Genomic DNA, 21,349 nt, shown 5'->3' with positions numbered 1-21,349 from the left:
GTTAGCGCATACATTGTGCTTGATTTATAATTGAGATGATAGCCAAGGGAGGAAATTGCATATGAAAAAGCTAATTAAACAAAAAGAGCACTTTTTAAAAGACATGTTGGATGGTTTAGTAATAGCAAATGATGATATCGACATCATCGCAGAAACGATTGTCGTACGACGTCACAAGAAATCTCAAGGTGTGGCAATTGTTTCAGGTGGCGGTAGTGGTCATGAACCCGCTCACGCAGGGTATGTCGCACAAGGAATGCTTGATGCAGCAGTGTGCGGGGAAGTCTTCACCTCACCGACACCAGATAAAGTATTAGAAGCAATCAAGGCTGTCGATACAGGTGATGGTGTGCTATTAGTTGTTAAAAATTATGCCGGTGATGTAATGAACTTTGAAATGGCGCAAGAGATGGCTGAAATGGAAGGCATTCAAGTAGAAATGATTATTGTTAAAGATGACATTTCAGTATCTGAAGCAACACAAAGACGTGGTGTTGCCGGTACAGTATTTGTGCATAAATATGTAGGATATTTAGCTGAACAAGGTATGACATTAAAGGATATTAAAGAGAAAGGTGAAGCAGTTGCTTCTCAAATTAAAAGTATTGGTATGGCGCTTACACCACCAATGGTTCCAACGACAGGACAATATGGCTTCGATATTGATGACAATGATATTGAAATTGGCATAGGTATTCATGGCGAAAAAGGTATTGAACGCATTCAATATGAAGAAATAGATGGCATCGTTGAACGATTATTGGGTCGATTACTCAAAGAAAGCCAAGCGCAATCATTAATCGTTATGATTAATGGCATGGGAGGTACACCATTATCTGAATTGAATATCGTAACTAAATTTAGCGCACGTTATTTAGAGGAACAGAACCGAGAAGTCGCACAATGGTTTGTTGGTGACTACATGACTTCACTAGATATGCAAGGTTTCTCAATTACTCTATTACCTAGCGATAAAGCGCTATTAAAAGCCTTACAAGCGCCTACAGCATCACGTTACTTTTAACAGAAACACTACTTTCAACTGAGGTGATAAAAATGGATGTTAAAGAAATGAAACAACGTTTGTTAGATTTGGAGACAACTTTTTCAGAAAAAGAAACAGTATTAACAGATTTAGATAGAGCAATTGGTGACGGTGATCATGGTGTTAATATGTTACGCGGCTTCAAAAGTTTGAAAGATAAGCTAGATGATAGTAGTATGGCATCGCTGTTTAAAACAACAGGTATGGCATTAATGTCAAATATTGGCGGTGCATCTGGTCCATTATACGGATTTAGCTTTGTTAAAATGTCTAATGTCGTTAAAGATGATATTGACAATGATAATTTAAAAGCTGTCGTTACTGAATTTGCAAATGCGATTGCGCAAAGAGGTAAAGTGCAACGTAATGAGAAAACTATGTTTGATGTTGTAGATCGTGCACGTGAAGCTTTAGAGAATGAAGAAACATTAACATTTGAAGTATTGCAACAATTTGCGACTGATACGAAAGCTATTGAAGCTACAAAAGGACGTGCAGCATACTTTAAAAAAGATTCAATAGGTTATGTTGACCCCGGTGCTCAAAGTATGGTGTATATCTTAAGTGCTTTGATTGGAGATGATATCAAATGACATCAATCATAATTATTAGCCATAGTGCAGATATTGCGAAAGGCACTAAATCTTTACTTAATCAGATGGCCAAGGATGTAAACATTATCGCATACGGTGGTGTCGATGGCGGTATAGGTACCTCATTTGATGACATTCAAAATATTATCAATGACCTAGAAGATGATGCACTATGTTTCTATGATTTAGGATCATCTGAAATGAATATCGATTTAGCGATTGAAATGTACGATGGCCCCCATCATATTAAGAAAATAGATGCACCAATTGTAGAAGGCAGTTTCACTGCAGCAGTCAAATTGTCAGTTGGTGGAACTACTGATGAAGCGATACAAGAAGTTGCACAAACGTCATTTAAAGCAAATGCATTTGACTAAAATCTAGGTTAATCAGCTGTAATATAATAATCATTGATATGTGCAAAATAAATTTTATAATTAAGTAATTTATAAAATGAAAATGACAAATGATTGTGATAAAATAGGTTATTATAGTAAAGCGAAAGAGTAGGTGGGCAAGGTCATGCAAAACAGCATCAAGGAAAACGTTTTAAGTGGAGAATTTGAACAAGTTAGACAGATAATGGCCAAAGCAGACTTTCTAGATTTTGAAGAAGCCTACATTTCATGTGCACATGAACATGAAAGCATGATGTTTTATACTTGTATTTTATATATGATTAAATTTGAAGAAACGTCTGAGTTGCATGATTTAGCATTTCTATTACTTGTGTATCCGTTAAGTGAAATTGAGGGTGCATTAGATTCTGCGTACTACCATGCGCAAGCATCCATCCAATTAACAAATGGTAAAGAAATTAAGAGTCTATTGCAAATGTTATTATTACACGCAATTCCAGAGCCTGTTATTACAGATTCTGAAACTTTCAAAGTAGCTAAACAAATTTTGAAATTAGATCCAAGTAATCATGTTGCAAGAAATGCACTTAAAGAAACAGCTAAGCGTATGGATAATGTTGTCGTTGATATTAACGAATTACAACAATATGGAAATTCTAATTAGGAAAGATAGAGGGTCCGGGACATAAAGTTCTTGGATAAGTGAAAAGAGACAATTTCTATTGAAATAATATAGAAATTGTCTTTTTTATAATTTTTCTGATTATTTTCAGCTCGTTGAGTTGTTATTTTTCTGATTATTTTCAGCTCGTTGAGTTGTTATTTTTCTGATTATTTTCAGCTCGTTGAGTTGTTATTTTTCTGATATTAAGAGTCTGGAACATAAATAATATAATAATGCTAATTAGAAAATTCGCAGTAGCTGACTGAACTGAGAAGGCGCTTAAATCAAGCTTTTCTCAGTTCTAGTCATCCTTGCGGGCGGGGGCCCAGCAAAGAGAAATTCATAAAGAAATTCTACAAGCAGAGCAAGTTGGGAGTCGGGGCCCCAACAAAGAGAATTTCACTAAGAAATTCTACAAGCAAAGCAAGTTGGGAGTCGGGGCCCCAACAAAGAGAAATTCATAAAGAAATTCTACAAGCAAAGCAAGCTGGGGTTCGGGGCCCCAGCAAAGAGAATTTCATCAAGAAATTCTACAAGCAAAGCAAGCTGGGGTTACGACGAATTTAAAAGAATTCTGTCCCACTCCCAAATCCTAGTTCTCTTTTGACTTTATATATCCATTGTACAGACATTCAAGTGAAACCTAAGATAGCCTTCATAAATTCAAAAACAGACCCCACATCAACTTTCCTTTGGCTGTAGATGATTTTTATTTTTGATTTTGCAAGCATTCTATTAATTTGGGCTTTAAAACATTCCCAATTATAATGCTTCATTCATTTTTTCTAATGTGATATTTATCATAAACGTAACATAAATTACGATGTGTCTAGTTACTTATTTATGGGAAATGAGGCAATAATAATAATTTTTTTAGAAATTTTAAATCTTTAATAAGCGTATATAACATAGTGGTTATAGCCGATAAACGGCGTGTCGCAACTAGTATACACTGTTGCATATTATTTGTAGTACGTTATAATGCACAATGTGTCAAATTTAAGGAGGTTATATTTTCGCATGGGATTAAATAAAGAAGCTGTAAAAATTGGTTTCGCCTATGTCGGCATTGTAGTAGGTGCCGGATTCTCAACTGGACAAGAAGTTATGCAATTCTTTACACCATATGGTTTATGGTCATATATCGGTGTACTTATTTCAGGTTTAATTCTTGGTTTCATTGGTAGACAAGTAGCTAAAATAGGTACCGCGTTTGAAGCTACAAACCATGAGTCAACATTACAATATTTATTCGGGAAAAAGTTTAGCAAAATCTTCGATTATATATTAGTATTCTTTTTATTCGGTATTGCAGTTACTATGATTGCAGGCTCTGGTTCAACATTCCAAGAGAGTTTTGGTATACCTACATGGTTAGGTGCCTTAATTATGACGATTGTCATTTATTTAACATTATTATTAGACTTCAACAAAATTGTGAGCGCGCTTGGTATCGTAACACCATTCTTAATTATTATGGTAATTCTTATTGCCGTTTACTACTTATTTGCAGGTAGCGTTCCATTAAACGAAGTTAATAGTACAGTTGATAAAACAAGTGCATTTTGGGGTGTAATTAGAGGCTTAATGTACGGAGGCCTAGCTTTTGCAGTTGGCTTTAGTACGGTTGTTGCTATTGGTGGCGACGCTTCTAAACGTAAAATTTCAGGTGGAGGTGCAATGTTTGGCGGTGTTATTTACACAATCTTATTAGCCTTAATCAACTTTGCATTACAATCTGAATATCCTAAAATTAAAAATGTTGAAATTCCAACATTAACATTAGCTAATGCTATACATCCTTGGATTGGTCTTGTTTTAACTGTCATTATGTTAGCAGTTATGTACAATACAATTTTAGGACTATGCTATTCATTCGCAGCACGTTTTACAGAACCATATAGTAAAAAATATCACATTTTCATTGCTATTATGATGGTTGCTGCGTTTATTCTAAGCTTTGTAGGATTTGCAGACTTAATTAACTTCCTTTATAACATCATGGGTGTTGTCGGTCTGTTTATCGTAGTTGCAGTATTAATTAAATATTATCTACGTAAGAGTGATAATAAAGACCATATCGCTTAGATTTAAAACAGCTATACTTTACAATTTAAATTGAATGTTTTAATGTTAAAGAGGCTGGGACATAAATAATATAATGAAGCTATTTTTGCAAATTCGCAGTAGCTGACTGAACTGAGAAGGCGCATAATTCAAGCTTTTCTCAGTTCTAGTCACCCTTGCGGGGGTGGGACAACGAATTTAAAAAGAATTCTGTCCCACTCCCTTTTCTATTAAAAAAGCGGACAAACCGTCTATAATCAATTGAAAGGATCATAAGGAATGAATACTCAGAAAAAGTGGACGATGATTACTGGTGTCACAATTATGATCGTCAGTATCGTAGTTGCTTTAGGGTTATATCACCACCAACAGGAAAGTGAAAAACGCAAACAGCAGCGTGAAAAAGTTCAAATTAATAACCCTAACGTCAAACTATTTCAAAATATTACATACAATAATCATCTTCCTAAAAGTCAACTTGATATCATGATGCCTGATGATGTAGATAAGGATACTCAATTACCGGTTATCTTCTGGATGCACGGTGGTGGCTATGTTGCAGGTGATAAACAATACAAAAATCCATTACTATCTCAAATTGTTGAGCAAGGATATGTAGTAGTCAACGTTAACTATGCTTTAGCGCCTAACTATAAGTATCCTACACCGCTTATTCAATTTGATGATGCCATTCAATTTATTAAGCATAATAAAGACCGTTTCCCAATCGATTTAAACCAAGTCATTATTGGTGGTGATTCTGCCGGTGCACAACTAACGAGTCAATATGTTGCGATACAAACAAACAGTACTTTACGAAACGAAATGGGATTTGAACAGCGTTTTACACCCTCACAAATTAAAGGTGCTATCTTTTTCGGTGGGTTTTATGATATGAAGACGGTAAGAGAAACTGAATTTCCAAGAATTCAAATGTTTATGCATAGTTATACAGGTGCAACACATTGGGAAACTGATTTTAAAAATATTTCTCAAATGTCAACCATTAATCAAGTGACTAAGGATTATCCTTCAACATATTTATCAGTAGGTGATGCGGATCCTTTCTATAGTCAAAACATTGAATTTTATCGCAAGTTGAAAGAGGCGAATATACCGGTAAGTACATTGTTTTATGATGGTTCACATCATTTACATCATCAATATCAATTCCATCTAGACAAACCAGAATCTAAAGAGAACATGAAACGTGTACTTGCATTCCTAAGTAGAAATACGTCGTCATCTGGTGTAGAACAAAATTACCAATCACCATTTGATGGATCAACAGGTTCAGATAATCATTTTTCATTATCTCCGTATTAGAAGCGGTGTGCCGCGAGCATTAGTTACATGATAATGAGAAAGCGTGTGAGTGACGCATAACATCATAGCTTATGTCCAATGATGACTATATAGTGTTGTGGTGCTTAGAGCGTGGTTGATATAAAAAGGTATGTCTAACCAAAACAGTGGGAGTGGGACACCGAAATAATATGTTCTTAAAATATATTTCGGTGTCCCACTCCCATTTCTCTATTTTATTAGCGATGATGGTGTTGAAATCTTAGAAGTAATTGAAAATTTAAATTAACTTTGTAGTAATTTAGTTTAATATTCTAATGACTAGAGTATAATATTAGTGATGGTAAATCGTTATTAAATCAGTAATTTGGCCATAACATATTTATTGAAGTATTGGCCGTTAATGTACAATTTATCTTTTAATTCGCCTTCAATATTGAATCCTGAAGCTTTAAAGAGTTCAACTGCGCGTGCATTTTCAGGGACAACAGAGGCTTCAATACGTCTAATATCATGGTTAATCGACCAAGCTTCAGCAGCGTTTACTAATGCCATACCGATACCGTGTTTCTGATAAAGCTGTCTAACGCCAATTGTAATGACTGCTTCATGACGTTTACGTTCATAATTTTCAGTTGTCATAAATGCATAACCAACCAGTTGATCATCTTGTTCTGCAACGTAAACTGTGTTTCTTGGAGAAGTGATAATGCGTTCTAGGTGATTGCTCACGCTTGAAATGCTCGGTGTATATTCACCAGGGTTATATAGTGTGTATTCAGATTCATCATAAATTTTGCTTAATAATTTTATAAAGTCTTCAACGTCTTTTATACTAATTTCACGAATAATATGAGCCATACGGCTTCCTCCCAAATTAATAAACTATTGTGTCTTACATGGTATTATAGCAATAATTCTTAAATATACATAAAATAAAAAACTTTTTAAACTAAAGGGGCAATTTCAAAAATGAAACCAAATGTGCTATTAGCAGGCGGTAGTGGTTATATTGGCAAATATATAAGTAATGTGATTCAAGAAGAAGCGCATATTTATGCTTTATCGAAATATCCTAATACCAAAAAAGAAAATAATAATCGCATAACATGGTTGAAAAGAGATATTTATAGTTATACTGATGTTGTAAAGGCTATGGAAGGAATGGATATTGCGGTTTATTATTTGGACCCTAACAAGAACTCAGCGAAATTAACGCAAGCAACTGCGCGAGATTTAAATCTAATTGCAGCAGATAACTTTGCTAGAGCAGCAGCGCAACAAGGTGTGTCTAAAATAGTGTATGTAAGTGGCAGTCGATTTGATAGTGAGACAGTACAGCGTTTAGAGAATTACGGTGTTCCTGTTGAAAAGACAAACACTCAAATTAAACGTCCACATATTAACGCTGAATTACAAATGTCTAAATACGATGATATCAGAACAGCGATGCGAATGATATTACCTAGGAAATGGACATTGACGTATCTAGTAGATTACTTTATGAAATGGCTGAATGATACACGTGGTACATTGATGCATACGTATCAAGAGAATGGCAGATACTTCATTTATGCCCGTAAAAAATCTAAGCCACTACTAGTAATGGAGAAAGTTGAAGACGATATAGGATTGATAACGTTACATTTCATTTCAGGTTCGATAATTAAACGTAATCAAAAGAAACAAGGCAAATTAGAATTTAGACAAATTAAAGGTACACGCTTAGTCATGATTCATTTATATGATTATATCCCGAAATTGTTATGGCCAATATATTACTTCGTTCAAGCACCGTTACAAGGCTTGATTATGCGAGGGTTTGAAATTGACTGCCGTATTAAACATTTTAACGGACGCGTACAATCTGGAGAAAAAATGAAATATACAAAATAATAGGTGATAAAGTGATGCAAGTATTATTAGTAGAAGATGATCAAACACTATTTCAAGAATTGAAAAAAGAACTCGAACATTGGGATTTCTTCGTGACAGGAATAGATGATTTTAGTGCAGTAATGGATATTTATGAAGAAACTAATCCAGAAATAGTTATTATGGATGTGCAATTACCTAAATATGATGGATTTTATTGGTGTAGAAAGATTAGACAAGTGTCTAACGTGCCAATCTTATTTTTATCTTCTCGCGATAATCCTATGGACCAAGTGATGAGTATGGAATTAGGTGCGGATGATTATATGCAAAAGCCATTTCATACAAACGTGCTAATAGCCAAACTGCAGGCGATTTATCGACGTGTCTATGAATTTGGCGCAGAAGAAAAGCGAACATTGAATTGGCAAGATGCGCTTGTAGACTTATCAAAGGATAGCATTCAAAAAGGCGACGCAGTGATCTATTTATCTAAGACTGAAATGATTATTTTAGAAATGTTAATACAAAAGCAGAATCAAATTGTTACGAGAGACACGTTAATTACTGCGCTTTGGGATGATGAAGCTTTTGTAAGTGATAATACGTTAACTGTTAATGTTAATCGTTTGCGTAAAAAGCTATCTGATATTGGTATGGATACGCAAATTGAAACTAAAGTAGGTAAAGGTTACATGGCGCATGAGTAACTTGAAATGGTTTTGGTTATTCCTTAAAACACGTAGTAATTGGATTTTTTGGATTGTGTTTTTACATTTGATTTTATTAGGTATGGCTTATATTGATTATGATATTTCAATTGAAGGTATCAGCTTTATTGTAATGCTAAATCTTGGTCTTACTGCACTATTTTTAGTTTTTACCTTTTTGAAAGAAGTTAAGTTATATCAACATTTATATAATAATAAGGAAATTGAAGAAATTAAGCACAAAGATTTGGCTGAAGATCCGTTTCAACGGGAAGTTGTTAATTACCTTTACCGTAAATTAACAAGTCAAAAAGAACGCGTAGTTGAGCAGCAATTACATATCAAAATGACGGAACAATCTTTAACTGAATTTGTGCATGATATTAAAACGCCTGTAACAGCGATGAAGTTGTTAATTGACCAAGAAGCAGAAGGTACCCGTAAAAAGTCATTATTATATGAGTGGGCACGTATTAATGAGTTATTAGATAAACAACTGTATTTAACTCGATTAGAGTCTAAAAATAGAGATATGTATTTTGAAGAAACTGCGTTGAAACGACTGGTCATCGATGAGATTCAATTGACACGTCATATTAGTCAGGCTAAGGGTATAGGTTATGATTTGAATTTTGAGACAAATTTAGATGTATATACAGATGTCAAGTGGTGTCGCATGATGATTCGTCAAATTTTATCTAATTCTTTGAAATATTCACAAGGCCAGGATATTGTTATCCGTTCTTTTATAAAGGATGATCATGTGGCATTAGAAATTAAAGACTTTGGTAGAGGGATTAGTCACAAAGATTTACCACGCATATTTGAGCGTGGTTTCACTTCGACTGCGAATCGTAATGAAACGACATCTTCGGGTATTGGACTGTATTTGGTAAACAGCGTTAAGGAACAATTAGGTATCGATGTTCGTGTTACGTCTACCGTAGGGCAAGGGACTACATTTGTTTTAACTTTTCCGAAACAAAATGAATTAATGGCGCGTATGACGCAAGTGACAACAATGTTACCTTAAAACGTTGATTTGTTACTCCATCTTCATTTCATCCATTGTAATTACTTTTATAATTAAACTGACTAAAGAAGTGCGAAATCACTAAAATAAACGCGCACGGAGATATATTGAATGACGAGGTGAACGATTAACGTGACAATATTACAGGCAAAGCAGATAGCCAAAACCTATGGTAACAAGCAAACTGAACAAGAAGTATTAAAAGATATTGACCTGTCAATTGAAGCGGGAGAGTTTGTTGCTATCATGGGGCCCTCGGGATCAGGCAAAACAACCTTATTGAATGTATTAAGTTCAATTGACTATTTAACACACGGTTCTATTATTTTAGACGGTCAACAATTAGAAAAACTGTCTAACAAAGCGTTGTCTGATATCAGAAAAAAAGATATTGGGTTTATATTTCAAGAATATAATTTGCTACATACACTAACGGCCAAAGAGAACATCATGTTACCTTTATCCGTTCAGAAGTTAGATAAAAGCGAAATGAATGAGCGCTATCAACGTATCACAAAAGCGTTAAATATATTTGAAATTAGTGATAAGTATCCATCAGAAATTTCAGGTGGACAACGACAAAGAACGTCAGCTGCACGTGCATTTATTACATATCCAAAGATTATTTTTGCGGATGAACCTACTGGCGCACTTGATTCCAAAAATACTCGAGATTTGTTGCAACGTTTTCAAAAAATTAATGAACTCTATAATGCGACGATAGTGATGGTCACGCATGACCCATTAGCAGCAAGTTTCTCAGAGCGTGTGATTATGTTGAAAGATGGACAAGTTTTTACTGAAATATATCAAGGTGAAGATGATAAAAACGTCTTTCACAGAGAAATTCTACGTGCACAAAGTATCTTAGGTGGCATGATGTATGAGTTTTAGTCATATTATATGGAAGAACTTTCAACAAAATATTATTCATTACGCAATTTATATCTTTTCACTTGTATTAAGTATCGTGTTGTTCTTTAGTTTTATTACGATCAAATATGTACATCATTTAAATGTGCACCAGTCTTTGTCAATGATACGTCAAGGTACACAAGTGGGAAGTTATTTTTTATTTATCATCATTGTCGTATTTATCATGTATACAAATATGTTGTTTATTAAACGATGGAGTTATGAATTCGGGTTATTGCAAACGATTGGTTTAGGTAAAAAAAGTATTATTTACATGCTAATGCTTGAGCAGTTATTTATTTTCATTATAACTGCACTATTAGGTATGATTATTGGCATTTTAGGCTCGAAAATACTACTAATGATTGTGTTGAAATTATTAGGTATACATACATCTGTATCATTCATTTTTAGTTTTCAAGCGATTGCACAAACATTATTTATACTTGTCATTGCCTATATACTCATCATTATCCAAGCATCTATTTATTTAAGTAAATCTTCAATTAAAAGTTTGATGGCCTTTCAAGATACTAAAGAAGATAGTCATATCACGCTTACATTAGGAGAAGTTATATTAGGTGTCTTAGGCGTTGTGCTGATATTGACAGGGTATTATTTATCAACGCGCTTTGTTGAGATTGTGGATGATGTCATACTACCATTTGTTATTTTAATTGTAACTGTTTTAGGAACTTATTTTTTCTTCCGAAGTACGATTTCACTCATATTGAAGATGATTAGATATTTTAAAGGCGGAAATGTGTCTGTAAACGATGTTATTTTCACGTCATCACTCATGTTTCGAATTAGGAAAAATGCATTTTCATTGACTGTAATGGCCATCATCTCAGCAATTACTGTATCAGTTTTATGTTTCGCTGCGATTAGTAGAGGTTCTTTGGCAAATGAAGTGCTTTTAGAGTCACCCCATGAAGTTACGCTAAAAGAAGAGAAACTTGCAAATGAATTAGGATTTGAATTAAGTCGCCATCATATTCCTTATCGTTATGATTTTAAACAAGTCGTATATTCTCAACTATATAAAGATCAGTTGTTTGACAATAGTCAGATACAACCTTATGCAGTTACTGTAACGAGCGAAAAATATTTTCCAAATGTGTCTTTAAAAAAAGGTGAAGCAAATTTAATTATGCCTGAAGGTTTAATTCAAGAGTTGTCGAAGCATAAATCAAATGGTACGGCTTCTATTGGAACTAAAAAACATCACGTGAATATTAAATTGCATAAAGTGATGGACAAAATTTATTTTAAACAAAGTATTGATTTAGGTGGTCCTACACTAGTATTGAATGATACCGATTATAATTACTTGAAAACACATGCGAATCGTAAATATATCGTTTCACAATATGGTTTTGATTTACAACATAATAGAGATATTCCAAAACTTGAAAGCATTACGAAAGATCTCAATAGTGATGTGCAAACGCGCAGTGAAGTCGTTAGTGAAGTATCCAGTTTAACTGGCATATTACTGTTTGTAACGTCATTTTTAGGCATTGCATTCTTGATTGCCACAGGATGTATTATTTACATTAAACAAATTGATGAAACAGAGGATGAGTTGGAAAGTTATTCGGTATTACGTAAATTAGGATTCATTCAAAAAGATATGGCCAAAGGATTAAAGCTTAAAGTGGCATTTAACTTTGGTATACCATTGATTATTGCTTTGTTGCATTCATACTTTGCTGCTGTGGTCTTTATGAAGATCATTGGATTTGATAATCAAGTTCCGATTTTTGTCGTAATGGGCATTTACTCAATCATTTACAGCATTTTTGCAGTTATCGCATATAACCATTCTAAACGTACAATTAATCACTCAATTTAAGCTAATGTTTTTCTAATATTTCGTATTTGTAAAGAATTTGTAAATGTAATTGTGGTTATGTAAATTTTGTGATATTTTCAAATAGGGACAAATTCAGTAATGGAGTATTACGTGAATAACAGTAAAACATTATATTTACATAAAATTTACAAATAGTCCGAAAAAAGACTTTTGAAAAGTTCTTATTGTAAATGTATTCTTTATCTAAAGTTGTCTTACAATAATAAAAATTTACAACGTGATTGGAAACGATCGCTATAATGGAGGCTTTATAATGTTTACTAAGAAAAAGGATAAGTTCATGGTTCAATTAGAGGAAATGGTATTTAACTTGGACCGTGCTGCAGTTGAATTCGGGAAAATGGATTTCAATACGCACTTAGATTTAAAAGCTTATTCTGATAATATCAAGACTTATGAGTCACATGGTGACGAATTAATGCATCAAGTCATTACAGATTTAAATCAAACATTTATTACACCAATTGAACGTGAAGATATTCTATCTTTATGTAATGCAATTGATGATGTGCTAGACGCTATGGAAGAAACATCAGCAATGTTTGAAATGTATTCAATTGAATATACAGATGAATACATGGCAGAATTCGTAGAAAATATTCAAAAAGCAGTAGCAGAAATGAAATTAGCTGTTGGTTTATTAGTAGAGAAAAAATTATCACACATGCGCATTCATTCTATTAACATTAAAGAATTTGAAACAAACTGTGATGGCATTTTACGTCAATCTATTAAACACATTTTTAACAGCGAAACTGATCCAATCACACTTATTAAAATAAAAGATATTTATGAAAGCATGGAAGAAATCGCAGATAAATGTCAAGTTGTGGCAAATAATTTCGAAACGATTATTATGAAAAATAGCTAAGGGAGTTTTAATTTATGGAATATGTATTAATTATCACTATAGCTATCGTAATATTTTCTTTAATCTTTGACTTTATCAATGGCTTCCATGATACAGCCAATGCGATTGCTACAGCAGTATCAACACGTGCCTTAACGCCTAGAACTGCTATCTTTTTAGCGGCAATTATGAACTTTGTTGGTGCGCTAACCTTCACTGGTGTTGCCGGTACAATAACGAAAGATATTGTTGATCCATTTAAATTACAAAATGGGTTAGTCGTTGTATTAGCCGCAATATTAGCCGCAATTATTTGGAACTTATTAACATGGTATTATGGTATACCAAGTTCATCATCTCATGCGTTGATAGGTTCAATCGCAGGTGCAGCGATTGCAGCACAAGGATTTGGTGTACTTCATTATCAAGGTTTCACTAAAATTATTATTGTTTTAATCATTTCACCAATTATTGCATTTTGTGTCGGATTCATTATGTACACGATTGTTAAAATTGTCTTTAAAAATGCTAACCTTACTAGAGCGAATCGTAATTTCCGATTCTTCCAAGTATTTACTGCAGCATTACAATCGTTCTCACACGGTACGAATGATGCACAAAAATCAATGGGTATCATTACATTAGCTTTAATTGTAGCCAATATTCAAGATCCATCGAATGTTGAACCAGCTTTATGGGTAAAAGTTGCCTGTGCAACTGCAATGGGTCTAGGTACTGCCATTGGTGGATGGAAGATTATTAAAACTGTAGGTGGAAACATTATGAAAATCCGCCCAGCTAACGGTGCTGCAGCTGACTTATCATCAGCATTAACAATATTTGTAGCATCATCATTACACTTCCCATTATCTACAACACACGTTGTATCATCATCAATTCTTGGTGTTGGTGCTTCTAACAGAGCTAAAGGTGTTAAATGGAACACTGCACAACGTATGATTATTACATGGGTTATTACATTACCAATCTCAGCTATTTTAGCTGCTTTGATTTTCTTAGTTATGAACATTTTCTTATAATTAAATAATTAAGTGTTAGGGAGTAGGACAGAATACTTATTAAATTCGTCGTCTCACCCTTTTCAAACTGCCTATAGAGTCTTTGACTTTGTAGGCAGTTTTTTTATGTACGTCCTGAGATAGGGAGGGGGATTTGGTTATAAAGACATTCTTTAAAGTATTGCTTAACTGAATGTTCATTTTAAAGTGTCTTACTTATATGCTAAATCATTTAGATGAATTAAGTTAGTAATGACAATCTAAGCATGTGGCTATTTTGATAGGATATCAAACCTAAATAACAGTTATAGGTAGTCAAATCAAATTAATAAAGTGGTGTGCTATTGCCATGTATTTTTTATAGAACACAAAAGGAGTGGAACAGAATTTTAAAACGCTGTTCCACTCCTAGCTTACTTGGCTTGTAGAATTTCTTGATGAAGTTCTCTTTGATAGGGTGACCATCCACAAGATAGCATTATTATATTATTTAGTGAATGAAATTGTAGCTTGAAACTACAGATGCAGGAATTGTTCTTGTATTTGTGTTATATGGACCATTAGCATAATTCATTTCTGAAATTAAGATGCTACCATCTGCATTAACACGTTCAACATAAGCCACATGTCCATAGTAGCCTGTAGTTGATTGCATAATTGAACCAACAGTTGCATTATGATCTACTGTATAACCATCTGCTGCTGCGTTGCCTGCCCAATATTTAGCATCTGACCAATAAGTACTAATTGGTTTACCAGCTTGCGCACGACGGTCGAATACATACCATGTACATTGACCAGCAGTATATAAGTTTTGGTGATTGAATGATGGGCTAGCATAACCGCCACTTCCGCCACCGTTATTCGTTGTATTCGGATTTGTTTCAGTAGGTGTATTTGCTGAACCATTTGGTATTTTTAATTGTTGATTTGGTGTTATTAAATAACCTGATAAGTTATTGGCCTTCATTAATGCATTGACCGATACACCATTCTTACTAGCAATTGCATATAAAGAATCGCCAAATTTTACTGTGTAATATGATGAAGAAGTTGTTGCGTTTGAACTGGCATTATTAGCGCTATTACTGCTGCCCCCAATAGTAATAACTTGGCCAGGGAAAATCATATTGTTAGAAAGGTTGTTACTCTTCTTAATACTATCTACAGATGTATTATATTTACTAGCGATGCTCCATAGCGACTCGCCGGATTTTACAGTATGTTGTGTTGATGCTTCAGCATTATGGTTTGATAATACTGCAACTGCTCCGGTTGCGACAGAAGCTGCGACTGCTAACTTTTTCAACTAAATGTCCTCCTTGAGAAAATTCATTATATTTTTAATTAATTTATTCCTAAACTATTCATTACCTTATATATTCATTCACATATATCACGTATTCATACTATCAAAAATGTGACACACTGTGGGCGTTGTTATTATCTTGTAACATTGTTAATATTTGTCATTGATTGTGTAAAACCGTCCAATCCGTTGATATGATAGGATTCAGCTAACATTTGCTCATTGATTTCATTTTTAAAATTAAGTAAATTGTAATATTTTGATGAGATGTTAGGACAACTAATTTAAGTAAATTTAGCTCAAAATGGCTTAACAACAGGCTTTAAGGTTGTATTAAACTTAATTGTAACGTATATTTTTTGTACTTAAATTAATGATTATTAGTAATGTAATTGTAGAAAACATATCAATCGTAAATGATTTATTTTTGAAAAGTAATTAGAATGCGATACAATCGAATTGAAAAAGGGATAGTTAATAAGGAGAGATTTAAAATATGTCTCAGACGTACAATAATGCACAACATGTGAATCGGAAGCATCAAGAGAAAGATCAATCACATGCTTATGGTAAAGTATGGCTCTATTTTATGTATTATTGGATTATATTTGGAATTGGATGTTACTTTGGACAGTATTTGCCTATGGAATGGAGACGTCCTTTATCCATAGCACTATTTGTATTAATATTAGCAACATTATTTATTCAACGGGCACGTAAATATGGATTGATCATTTCGCATATTTACGCCATACTTGTGGGTCTTTTATCATACGCCACGTTTACAACTTATATGCAAAATTTAGGGCCAGAGGTCTTTTATAAAAATGTCCTATTGGCAATTGGAGCGTTCATTGTTTTCGGTATTTTGGGCTATTTTATAATCAATGATGCCTCAAGTATTGGTAAATATTTATTTGTCGCATTAATTGCGTTAATTATTGCTGGATTAATTGGTATGTTCATCAATAATCCGATATATCATACCGTTATCACAGTGGTAGGTTTAATATTATTCTTACTGTATACCTTGTATGATTTCAATCGTATGAAACGAGGGAATTTCTCACCGAGGGAAATGGGTTTTAATCTATTTATCAATTTATTAAATATTATAAAAGATGTATTAAGACTTGCAAATCGCTTTAAAAATTAAATAAAAACACATATAATGAGAAACTATACATTTGAGATGTCTTCGTATTGTATTTAATGATTTTAATTTGTTTAGTAATTGTATGATTGGTCGCATTACTAAATACATGATTGAATTATTGAGCAATAACGAGGCATCTTTTTTATCAAATTCATAATTTAAATAAATAATAAAAAGTAATTAATTTATAAAAAAATGTATTTTTGATTTGTTTATCATGTTGTGATAAATTTACATTTAATCACTGTGATAGTGCTAAGATACCAAAAGAAGAAATAGTACAACATTTAGAAAGACAATCATGAATAAGAAAGAGGTTAATCAATGGCTAATACCTATGTTCATATATTGACTAAACATGAATACAAAATGACACGTTGCCAAGACGGTATTATTCTGTTGTTTCCAATTGAAGGTCAACTTAAACTTCAGCACTTTACTAAAACTGTTAGCGTCGAAAATGATATTTACGTCATCAATAACACAGATATCTTTTCAATTATAGAAAATAAAAAAACGTTGATGCTATACATCGCTAGTGACTGGTTTAGAGATCGAGGTTTTGAATTTTTTAATTATAAATATTCGACTAATTTAGTAAAATCAACCAGCGCAATCAAACGTTTGTTACTACATATAGCACTAAACGCTTTAAATGTTGACGCCATTTCTGATGATACGACACACATCACTTCAATTGTCGATATTATTGGGAAAGAAGGGGCAATTGAAAAGATGATTGCTAATCATCAATATAACTTTTCTTATTACGGAGAGTTAAGCGATGTACTAGAATATATTAATCAAAATATTAATAAGAAAATAACATTAACTGGTATTGCATCACAATTATTCACTTCTAAATCCAATCTTTCAGCACAATTTAACCAATTGTTAAATATGGGCTTTAAAACCTATGTCGATACTTTGAAAATTGCAAATTCATTTGAATGGTTGTTAACTACGGAAAATACAATCAGTCTCATAAGTGAAAAAGTAGGTTTTAGTAATGCCTCAAGTTATTCAAAATCCTTTAAAAATCATGTCGGCATGACGCCTAATGAATACCGATACTGTGATAAATTCGACAAAACAATTTACATGGATTATGAAACATTGAATGATACTAGTTTGAAGGATATACGACATTTGATTAAAACGAAGCAACAATATTATAACCAACATGATGAACATAAAATTTATGCAGATTCAACGGTTGGTTCGGTTGTCAATCCATATTATTTAGTCATTCAAGTTAATACGATTGAAGAAATCAGGTTACTTTTTCTTCAAGATTTTGCACGACCAATGTATTTTGGCAAAACAACATTGAAGTTTTACCTTAATGTAGATATGCGTGATATTAAAGATCAAATGACTAAGAATGAGAGACAACGCTTATTTGAATATATTATTCGTAATGGGTTAAATGTGGTCTTTAGATTAGAAGATTTAGGGTTAACAGATTTTTTAGAGTCAAATTATGAGGAGGTAGCAGACTACTTCAGAGCACATCAACTGCCTACGACTGGTAATCATAAACTAGAGCTTGTATTTGATTTAGAGGAGTTAAATTTAAAATCTATCTATCGCGTCATTTTAAAGATACAGCATAAGACCCAACAATTCTCATTCGGTTTAGAAATAAGTAAATTGTTAAATGACCCAGTCTTGTTTAAAGCGCTAGAATCACAAATCAAACGTATTAATTTTAAATTTTTATATATTGATAATGCGCAACTGAAAATGCCATATCTAATTGAACAAAATGAACACTTATTGGTAAAAAATATAGTACGTTATCAAAATATCCGACAAATTCTAAAGCAAATTGATTTAGAGAATCAGAAGATAATATTTTTAAATTTTGAAAATCATAAATTTTTAAATAGTAAATATAATGATTTGAATAATAGCGCACCTTTATTAATAGAAACATTTGTAAGAACAGCTTCTTACTTTAATGGCATTGGCTTCGATTTCAAGCATCATAATAGACAATTTAATGCACTGCACATATTTGACGAAAATGGATTTAAATCCATTTTAGGCACAATAGTGGATCAGTTGCTTGAAATTAGTACGAAACCTAAATTGTTTAATGAAAACTACATCTTAATTGATGATGAAGCGCACTATACGATTTTCATCTATGATTGGCGCGTGTTAGAGAATGAATCCTTGCAAGTCAATTATGACCAAACAGACGTGTTTATTGATTTTAACGATGACGCGTTAAAGGAGACGTATTTAGTCAAGATTCAGCTCATTGATGACTACAACGGCAATATTAATCATCTTATTTCAAAGCATATTAGGAATAAATATAAATGGTCGAAACGTTTTTTAAGAAAAATGGATTATCACATTCATCCTACATTAAAACTCGTAGAACACAATTTCAAAAAAGAACCACTTCAAATTAACCTCAATTACAATGCTTTATACGTCGTTAAGATTTTAAAAAGAGTCACGAAATAATAAATAATGTTTTGCACAACTATATTTAACTTTGTTAGTAAATTAGACAAAAATTTCTAAACAAAGTTATAGGACATACTTACAAATATAAAGGATAATAGTAATTAAGTTGTCTGCTTATATTTGGAGGTGCAAGAAGCATTGAATAATGACAAATTAAATAAATTGCTAGAATTCTATAAACAGTATAAAGCATTGTCAGAGTATATAGATAAACAATATAAGTTGACATTAAATGATTTAGCTTTACTAAAACTTGCTCATGAACATATTGCTAATGATCAAATGTTAATGCAAAAGTTTTTAAAAATAGCAATTAGTGAGTTGGAGTTGAGTAGAACCAAATTGTTAGTATCAATTCGACGACTTATAGAAAAGGAAAGATTAAGTAAGGTTCGATCCACTGAAGATGAAAGAAAAATTTTTATCTACATGGATGAAAAAAATATTAAAAATTTCGATGCTTTATTCAATGATGTTGAAGAATTTTTAGATATTTAATTTAATATGTTAAACAAAGAGTGCTGACAAAGTCGTTTTTGTCAGTATTTTTTCTTTTAATTTGATTCATTATAAAATGGATTCCATTTTAGACAATGCTTTGTTAATGCTATATAATAAGGATTATTGAGTATGAAAGCGAGATGACATTATGGGACGTAAATGGAACAATATTAAAGAAAAAAAGGCCCAAAAAGATAAAAATACAAGTAGAATATATGCAAAATTTGGTAAAGAAATTTATGTAGCAGCTAAATCTGGTGAGCCAGATCCTGAATCTAACCAAGCGTTGAGATTAGTACTTGAGAGAGCTAAGACTTATTCAGTACCAAATCATATTATCGATAGAGCTATAGACAAAGCTAAAGGTGCTGGGGATGAAAATTTCGACCACTTACGTTATGAAGGGTTCGGACCAAGTGGTTCAATGCTTATCGTAGATGCCTTAACAAATAATGTAAACCGTACGGCTTCAGATGTTAGAGCAGCTTTCGGCAAAAATGGCGGTAATATGGGCGTATCAGGTTCAGTCGCTTATATGTTTGATCATACTGCGACATTCGGAATTGAAGGTAAGTCAGCAGATGATGTTTTAGAGGCATTAATGGAACAAGATGTCGATGTTAGAGATGTTATTGAAGATGGAGATCTTACAATTGTCTATGCGGAACCGGACCAATTTGCTCAAGTTCAAGATGCGTTACGTGAAACAGGCGTAGAAGATTTTAAAGTTGCTGAATTTGAAATGTTACCACAAACTGATATTGAATTATCGGAAGATGACCAAGCAACATTTGAGAAATTAATTGATGCACTCGAAGATCTTGAAGATGTTCAAAATGTCTTCCACAATGTGGACTTAAAATAATGAAAAAACACGCAGATGATTGGATTAAACAACTTAATCTTACGCCTCATCCAGAAGGTGGTTATTTCAAGGAAACCATTCGAGAATCAACGGATGAAACACAACGTGCGCCTTTTAGTAGTATTTATTTCTTACTGAAGACAGGTGATATTTCTCATTTTCATCGTATCGACGCAGATGAAGTATGGTACTACCATGCAGGTGAATCATTAACGATTCATATGATTACACCTGATGGCGACTATGAAAGTGTTCAATTAGGACCTGCAATTGAAGAAGGACAAGTACTTCAGTATAAGGTGCCTAAAGATACGATTTTTGCTTCAAGTTTAATAGACAGAGAAGGATACAGTTTGGTAGGTTGTATGTGTCAACCAGCATTTGAATTTAATCACTTTGAATTGTTTACACAAGAGACGTTAATGCATTTATATCCTCAACATAAGAAGTTGATTCAACAGTATGCCTTATTAGATATAAATAAATCATAAAAAGAGTCTGGGACATAAAGTTCTTGGATAAGTGAATAAAGACAATTTCTATTGAAATAATTTTGGATGATATGATGTCGCACCACGGTGATGTCTGAATTCGTCGAATTCATTGTCAGGAATTGTTTCAACAATATCATTTACATGTCGTGAAATATCATTTGTGGGGATAAGAACTGAAGTTTTCATTGGTAGAGTAAGTTGAGTGATGTTATAATTTTTATACATA

At 32.9% G+C, this 21,349-nt stretch carries 20 protein-coding genes and 1 pseudogene; 18 read left to right on the top strand and 3 right to left on the bottom strand.

Features of this window, described 5'->3' with window-relative positions; genetic code table 11:
* The first annotated feature begins 61 nt into the window (after positions 1-61).
* From dhaK to KA828_RS03145, 6 genes are all read left to right on the top strand, one after another.
* Positions 62-1,024 carry a dihydroxyacetone kinase subunit DhaK gene (gene dhaK / locus KA828_RS03170; protein WP_075108865.1) on the top strand — a complete coding sequence of 321 codons (963 nt, stop codon included), beginning with the start codon at positions 62-64 and terminating at the stop codon, positions 1,022-1,024.
* A 32-nt stretch (positions 1,025-1,056) separates the two neighbouring features.
* Positions 1,057-1,638 (top strand): dihydroxyacetone kinase subunit DhaL, encoded by a 582-nt coding sequence (gene dhaL, locus KA828_RS03165; protein WP_075108866.1) that lies wholly within the window; start codon positions 1,057-1,059, stop codon positions 1,636-1,638.
* Positions 1,635-2,015 (top strand): dihydroxyacetone kinase phosphoryl donor subunit DhaM, encoded by a 381-nt coding sequence (dhaM, locus tag KA828_RS03160; protein WP_075108867.1) that lies wholly within the window; start codon positions 1,635-1,637, stop codon positions 2,013-2,015. Before dhaL ends, dhaM begins: the two co-directional genes overlap by 4 nt.
* A 145-nt stretch (positions 2,016-2,160) precedes the next feature.
* Entirely contained in the window at positions 2,161-2,661 is a 501-nt protein-coding gene (locus tag KA828_RS03155; RefSeq protein ID WP_210125395.1) for a hypothetical protein, read from the top strand.
* Between the two features lie 1,020 nt (positions 2,662-3,681).
* Positions 3,682-4,749 (top strand): YkvI family membrane protein, encoded by a 1,068-nt coding sequence (locus tag KA828_RS03150; RefSeq protein WP_075108290.1) that lies wholly within the window; start codon positions 3,682-3,684, stop codon positions 4,747-4,749.
* Positions 4,750-5,007: 258 nt separating this feature from the next.
* Positions 5,008-6,054: an alpha/beta hydrolase gene (locus KA828_RS03145; protein ID WP_075108289.1), complete on the top strand. Its 1,047-nt coding sequence runs from the start codon at positions 5,008-5,010 to the stop codon at positions 6,052-6,054.
* 333 nt (positions 6,055-6,387) lie between these two features.
* On the opposite strand, the gene KA828_RS03140 is transcribed toward KA828_RS03145, so the two are convergent.
* Positions 6,388-6,894: a GNAT family N-acetyltransferase gene (locus tag KA828_RS03140; RefSeq protein WP_075108288.1), complete on the bottom strand. Its 507-nt coding sequence runs from the start codon at positions 6,892-6,894 to the stop codon at positions 6,388-6,390.
* Between the two features lie 111 nt (positions 6,895-7,005).
* Here KA828_RS03140 and KA828_RS03135 point away from each other — a divergent pair, with 111 nt between their 5' ends.
* The 7 genes from KA828_RS03135 to KA828_RS03105 all read left to right on the top strand — a co-directional run bounded on the left by KA828_RS03135 (position 7,006) and on the right by KA828_RS03105 (position 14,335).
* Positions 7,006-7,929, top strand: coding sequence for an NAD(P)H-binding protein (locus KA828_RS03135; protein ID WP_075108287.1), 924 nt, complete (start codon positions 7,006-7,008; stop codon positions 7,927-7,929).
* Positions 7,930-7,943: 14 nt separating this feature from the next.
* Positions 7,944-8,618 carry a response regulator transcription factor GraR/ApsR gene (gene graR / locus KA828_RS03130; RefSeq protein WP_193839664.1) on the top strand — a complete coding sequence of 225 codons (675 nt, stop codon included), beginning with the start codon at positions 7,944-7,946 and terminating at the stop codon, positions 8,616-8,618.
* Entirely contained in the window at positions 8,611-9,651 is a 1,041-nt protein-coding gene (locus KA828_RS03125) for a sensor histidine kinase (RefSeq protein ID WP_210125394.1), read from the top strand. The genes graR and KA828_RS03125 overlap by 8 nt, the downstream gene beginning before the upstream one ends.
* 132 nt (positions 9,652-9,783) lie before the next feature.
* On the top strand, positions 9,784-10,545 hold the full coding sequence (locus tag KA828_RS03120) for an ABC transporter ATP-binding protein (RefSeq protein WP_210125393.1): 762 nt from the start codon (positions 9,784-9,786) through the stop codon (positions 10,543-10,545).
* Complete coding sequence (locus tag KA828_RS03115) at positions 10,535-12,424, top strand: FtsX-like permease family protein (RefSeq protein WP_210125392.1); 1,890 nt, start codon at positions 10,535-10,537, stop codon at positions 12,422-12,424. The genes KA828_RS03120 and KA828_RS03115 overlap by 11 nt, the downstream gene beginning before the upstream one ends.
* A gap of 274 nt (positions 12,425-12,698) precedes the next feature.
* Positions 12,699-13,316 carry a DUF47 domain-containing protein gene (locus KA828_RS03110; RefSeq protein WP_011276491.1) on the top strand — a complete coding sequence of 206 codons (618 nt, stop codon included), beginning with the start codon at positions 12,699-12,701 and terminating at the stop codon, positions 13,314-13,316.
* 14 nt (positions 13,317-13,330) lie between these two features.
* Positions 13,331-14,335, top strand: coding sequence for an inorganic phosphate transporter (locus tag KA828_RS03105; RefSeq protein WP_053030648.1), 1,005 nt, complete (start codon positions 13,331-13,333; stop codon positions 14,333-14,335).
* Between the two features lie 469 nt (positions 14,336-14,804).
* Here KA828_RS03105 and KA828_RS03100 read toward each other — a convergent pair whose 3' ends face one another.
* The gene (locus tag KA828_RS03100; RefSeq protein ID WP_210125391.1) at positions 14,805-15,623 is read right to left on the bottom strand and encodes a LysM peptidoglycan-binding domain-containing protein; all 819 of its coding nucleotides are present in this window, start codon (positions 15,621-15,623) and stop codon (positions 14,805-14,807) included.
* A gap of 496 nt (positions 15,624-16,119) precedes the next feature.
* On the opposite strand from KA828_RS03100, the gene KA828_RS03095 reads away from it, so the two are divergent.
* From KA828_RS03095 to KA828_RS03075, 5 genes are all read left to right on the top strand, one after another.
* Complete coding sequence (locus KA828_RS03095) at positions 16,120-16,779, top strand: Bax inhibitor-1/YccA family protein (RefSeq protein ID WP_193839661.1); 660 nt, start codon at positions 16,120-16,122, stop codon at positions 16,777-16,779.
* Between the two features lie 324 nt (positions 16,780-17,103).
* Complete coding sequence (locus KA828_RS03090; RefSeq protein WP_210125390.1) at positions 17,104-19,260, top strand: helix-turn-helix transcriptional regulator; 2,157 nt, start codon at positions 17,104-17,106, stop codon at positions 19,258-19,260.
* 141 nt (positions 19,261-19,401) lie between these two features.
* Positions 19,402-19,761: a transcriptional regulator, SarA/Rot family gene (locus KA828_RS03085; protein WP_193839916.1), complete on the top strand. Its 360-nt coding sequence runs from the start codon at positions 19,402-19,404 to the stop codon at positions 19,759-19,761.
* Positions 19,762-19,912: 151 nt separating this feature from the next.
* Complete coding sequence (locus KA828_RS03080) at positions 19,913-20,629, top strand: YebC/PmpR family DNA-binding transcriptional regulator (RefSeq protein ID WP_053030638.1); 717 nt, start codon at positions 19,913-19,915, stop codon at positions 20,627-20,629.
* Complete coding sequence (locus KA828_RS03075) at positions 20,629-21,120, top strand: cupin domain-containing protein (RefSeq protein WP_075108280.1); 492 nt, start codon at positions 20,629-20,631, stop codon at positions 21,118-21,120. Before KA828_RS03080 ends, KA828_RS03075 begins: the two co-directional genes overlap by 1 nt.
* A 57-nt stretch (positions 21,121-21,177) precedes the next feature.
* Here the strand turns inward: KA828_RS03075 and KA828_RS03070 are convergent.
* Positions 21,178-21,348 (bottom strand): annotated as a pseudogene (locus KA828_RS03070) (IS5/IS1182 family transposase); the annotation flags it as partial.
* Between the last annotated feature and the right edge of the window lies 1 nt (position 21,349).

Source organism: Staphylococcus sp. GDY8P85P (assembly GCF_017892405.1).
Taxonomy (GTDB): domain Bacteria; phylum Bacillota; class Bacilli; order Staphylococcales; family Staphylococcaceae; genus Staphylococcus; species Staphylococcus borealis.
Note: the sequence above shows the minus strand (reverse complement) of the source record. Positions and strands in the feature narration are given on the sequence as shown.

Bases quoted from the DNA above. Each gene is read 5' to 3' on its own strand.
- dhaK (WP_075108865.1), top strand. From the start codon at position 62: ATGAAAAAGCTAATTAAACAAAAAGAGCACTTTTTAAAAGACATGTTG.
- dhaL (WP_075108866.1), top strand. From the start codon at position 1,057: ATGGATGTTAAAGAAATGAAACAACGTTTGTTAGATTTGGAGACAACT.
- dhaM (WP_075108867.1), top strand. From the start codon at position 1,635: ATGACATCAATCATAATTATTAGCCATAGTGCAGATATTGCGAAAGGC.
- KA828_RS03155 (WP_210125395.1), top strand. From the start codon at position 2,161: ATGCAAAACAGCATCAAGGAAAACGTTTTAAGTGGAGAATTTGAACAA.
- KA828_RS03150 (WP_075108290.1), top strand. From the start codon at position 3,682: ATGGGATTAAATAAAGAAGCTGTAAAAATTGGTTTCGCCTATGTCGGC.
- KA828_RS03145 (WP_075108289.1), top strand. From the start codon at position 5,008: ATGAATACTCAGAAAAAGTGGACGATGATTACTGGTGTCACAATTATG.
- KA828_RS03140 (WP_075108288.1), bottom strand. From the start codon at position 6,894: ATGGCTCATATTATTCGTGAAATTAGTATAAAAGACGTTGAAGACTTT.
- KA828_RS03135 (WP_075108287.1), top strand. From the start codon at position 7,006: ATGAAACCAAATGTGCTATTAGCAGGCGGTAGTGGTTATATTGGCAAA.
- graR (WP_193839664.1), top strand. From the start codon at position 7,944: ATGCAAGTATTATTAGTAGAAGATGATCAAACACTATTTCAAGAATTG.
- KA828_RS03125 (WP_210125394.1), top strand. From the start codon at position 8,611: ATGAGTAACTTGAAATGGTTTTGGTTATTCCTTAAAACACGTAGTAAT.
- KA828_RS03115 (WP_210125392.1), top strand. From the start codon at position 10,535: ATGAGTTTTAGTCATATTATATGGAAGAACTTTCAACAAAATATTATT.
- KA828_RS03110 (WP_011276491.1), top strand. From the start codon at position 12,699: ATGTTTACTAAGAAAAAGGATAAGTTCATGGTTCAATTAGAGGAAATG.
- KA828_RS03105 (WP_053030648.1), top strand. From the start codon at position 13,331: ATGGAATATGTATTAATTATCACTATAGCTATCGTAATATTTTCTTTA.
- KA828_RS03095 (WP_193839661.1), top strand. From the start codon at position 16,120: ATGTCTCAGACGTACAATAATGCACAACATGTGAATCGGAAGCATCAA.
- KA828_RS03090 (WP_210125390.1), top strand. From the start codon at position 17,104: ATGGCTAATACCTATGTTCATATATTGACTAAACATGAATACAAAATG.
- KA828_RS03080 (WP_053030638.1), top strand. From the start codon at position 19,913: ATGGGACGTAAATGGAACAATATTAAAGAAAAAAAGGCCCAAAAAGAT.
- KA828_RS03075 (WP_075108280.1), top strand. From the start codon at position 20,629: ATGAAAAAACACGCAGATGATTGGATTAAACAACTTAATCTTACGCCT.